Raw genomic sequence first — 2,901 nt, 5'->3', positions numbered from 1 at the left:
AGAACGCCGATAGAAACATTAGAGGATGGGAAATCAATCTGGGCTGAAAAGAATCTAGCCCAGATATAATCTGACAGGCACCAAGTCGAAAAGTGGGTAACTGTCAGATCAGGTCTGAATTAGTACAAATAAAGGGAGCATTTGCTCCCTTTACTATATACGCCACAGTAAGCGCACCTTTCCAATTAAACACTACAGCTTGAAGTAATACCAATCAAAAGAAATCAATTGAATTGCGTCCGCTCTCTTTATCTCTATGGATTGGGGATGATTCTTTTTGCTCTTTTTTACGGCTTACTGTTGGTTTCTGTTCTTTTTTTGACTTCGATTTGGTTTTCTTTTTAGGCACTTCACTTACTACTGATTCAGCTTTTTCCGATGGTCGCTCTGATACAGGTTGGTTACAAATCACAACATAGTATTCTTGGTTAAATTCAAAAAAGTCTCCATCGTACATTTTACGGCGCTTTCTTGTTTCCAATTCACCATTTACCGCGACATAGCCATCACTAATAAGGTGCTTTGCTTGGCCTCCACCATCGACCAAGTTGGCGATTTTAAGCACTTTGTAAAGCTCTATTGGTTGCACTGAAACATCAATACCAATAGCTTCTATTTCGATTTCTTCTTCATCGAAAGTTTCTATCTCTTCGATCATCATAACTTCTTAATCATGTTTTTCGCAAAGTGTAATGGTAAATCCAAAAATTAGAAACTATTGTTATCAGCTTGCAAGTGCACTGAGAGCAATAATGCAGTGAATATGCCATACCCAAACCACTTGATTATAAGTTCCTTCGCACACAAAAGTGACACCGTCACACAACCCGATTACTCTATCATTTACTGAAAGGATGGACGCTGATTCAACGCTTCAAACCAACGGGCAATGTTTGGGTAGGTCTCTAACACATTAAGTTCCAGTGCTTTTTCTGCAAAACCTACGAATATAAATGCCGTTATATCCACGATAGTAAATCTTTCAGTCGCTACATAATCTGAATCAGATAAACGCTGGTCTAAAATAGGTAAAAATGACGCAACTCGATGTTTACTTTCATACCCCCACTCGGATACGCAAGTTTCACGGTCTTGATAAATTCCCGATATATTACGGAATGCTTGAAATGCTGCGTAAAGGCCTTGAAATTCAACAACTCGGTGCCACATTTCTACTTGGGCTTTATCTAATGCGCTGTCGCCAAATAGGGATGAATCATTTTCTTTAATCGAATCAAAATATCGACAAATCGCCACGCTTTCGCAAATAGTCTCACCACTATCTAACTCTAATAATGGCACCTTACCGTTTACACTCTTCTGTGAGAATTCTGCAGACAAGTTATCTCCTTCCCTGACATTCACTTGCTCTCGTGGGACGTCTAAGCCTAACTCTTTAAGAAATATGCTTACTCGTCGACAGCTTGGTGTTGGCGCAAACTCATACAGTTTCATCTAATATCCTTTTAATTACTTTTTCAGAACGTTCGTTTAGGTTAGACTCTACTCGTTTTATAAACGATCAGTCAAGAATGTTTTTTGTTTTAAGAAGTGTGGTATATGGCACGTAAAAGTAATTTTGATAGAGATGAGAAACTGCTCGCGGCAATGCATCTGTTTTGGCAAAAAGGTTATGCTAATACTGCGATTTCAGACTTAGTAGACACGCTGAAAATTAATCGATTTAGCCTCTACAATACTTACGGAGATAAACAAAAACTCTATTATGAGGCTATCGATAAGTATCTAGAATCAGTATCTCTTCCCCCAATCAATGCGCTCAATCAACCCACTGCATCAATGCCAGAACTTGAGCTATTTTTAAAAAACTTTGCTCATTTACAAAGGCTAAATAGCTGCGGATGCTTTATGCAAAATGCCGTGATTGAGCATGCAGGCGAAGACGATTATGTTTTGCAAAAAAGCAAAGAACTTTTTGATGGCTTACTTGTTGTTATTACCAATGCCCTGCAAAACGCGCAAAATGAACAACAACTCCCCCATTCCTTACCCGTGAAACACATCGCGCATTTAATACTGGTACAAATGCAAGGTATGCGGGTTATGGGCAAAGCGCAACGTCATGAGGATTTGGAAAGCGCTTTAGATGCGTTGTTAGCGCTATTGAGAGGAAATACTGCATGTTAAAAGTGACAGTATCACGACTAACTCGAGGGCATGATCTCAAGCAATCTATTGCTGCATTGGTGAAAGAGCACAAGATCCAGGCAGGTAATATTGCTTCATGTGTAGGATGTTTATCTGAGTTAAAAATTCGGCTAGCTGACGGCCAATCGACCCTGTATCTAGCAGAGCCATTTGAGATAATCTCATTAGGCGGTACGCTAACCAATGAGCATTTGCATCTGCACATTGCGGTATCAGACAGCAAAGGAAAAATGATTGGAGGTCATCTTTTAGATGGTTGTATTGTAAATACAACGGCAGAATTGATATTACATTCATATCCCAACCTCGTATTCGATAGAGAGTTCGATTCCTCAACACGCTACAGTGAATTGGTGATAAGGTGACAGAATAATTGATGAGGGAAATAACCAATCATTGACACATTATCAACAAGAGTTACAAGCGATGACTTCCTCATATCAAACAAATTATGCAGCTCGCAAAACTGACCGTATCGTTATGGCTATTTATATGCAGCAAGCATACATCAGCCCTTAGAGTGAGTTGGGTACATTGCTAATTTGAATGAATTTGATATCTACGATACGTTTTAGAAAGTGTGGTCACCACAAACTGCTGTAAATTGTATTAGTTCCGACTAGATCTGACACTTCAATTTGAAAAGAAGAGAGTTACCCGCTTTGATTAAAGGTGCTTAATCACTAATCAAAGACAAAAAGAGGTAACTCTCATGCTTCATACTAGCAATCC

Annotated in this window: 5 protein-coding genes; 3 read left to right on the top strand and 2 right to left on the bottom strand. The window is 39.1% G+C overall.

The window, feature by feature from the left end:
* Positions 1-214 precede the first annotated feature (214 nt).
* A complete protein-coding gene (locus tag AACW06_RS19110; protein ID WP_192076276.1) occupies positions 215-658 on the bottom strand; it encodes an RNA-binding S4 domain-containing protein in 444 nt (147 codons plus the stop codon).
* 185 nt (positions 659-843) lie between these two features.
* Positions 844-1,455, bottom strand: a complete 612-nt coding sequence (locus AACW06_RS19105) for a glutathione S-transferase (protein WP_192076275.1) — start codon at positions 1,453-1,455, stop codon at positions 844-846.
* Between the two features lie 105 nt (positions 1,456-1,560).
* On the opposite strand from AACW06_RS19105, the gene AACW06_RS19100 reads away from it, so the two are divergent.
* The 3 genes from AACW06_RS19100 to AACW06_RS19090 are packed head-to-tail and all read left to right on the top strand — an operon-like array spanning position 1,561 to position 2,688.
* A complete protein-coding gene (locus AACW06_RS19100; protein ID WP_176247038.1) occupies positions 1,561-2,148 on the top strand; it encodes a TetR/AcrR family transcriptional regulator in 588 nt (195 codons plus the stop codon).
* A complete protein-coding gene (locus tag AACW06_RS19095; protein WP_192076274.1) occupies positions 2,142-2,534 on the top strand; it encodes a PPC domain-containing DNA-binding protein in 393 nt (130 codons plus the stop codon). The genes AACW06_RS19100 and AACW06_RS19095 overlap by 7 nt, the downstream gene beginning before the upstream one ends.
* Positions 2,535-2,565: 31 nt before the next feature.
* Positions 2,566-2,688, top strand: a complete 123-nt coding sequence (locus AACW06_RS19090) for a hypothetical protein (protein ID WP_339379022.1) — start codon at positions 2,566-2,568, stop codon at positions 2,686-2,688.
* Positions 2,689-2,901 lie beyond the last annotated feature (213 nt).

It is taken from the genome of Vibrio sp. S12_S33 (assembly GCF_963889785.1).
In the GTDB taxonomy this organism is placed as follows: Bacteria; Pseudomonadota; Gammaproteobacteria; order Enterobacterales; family Vibrionaceae; genus Vibrio; species Vibrio aestuarianus.
This window is presented reverse-complemented; position numbering and strand designations above follow the sequence as displayed.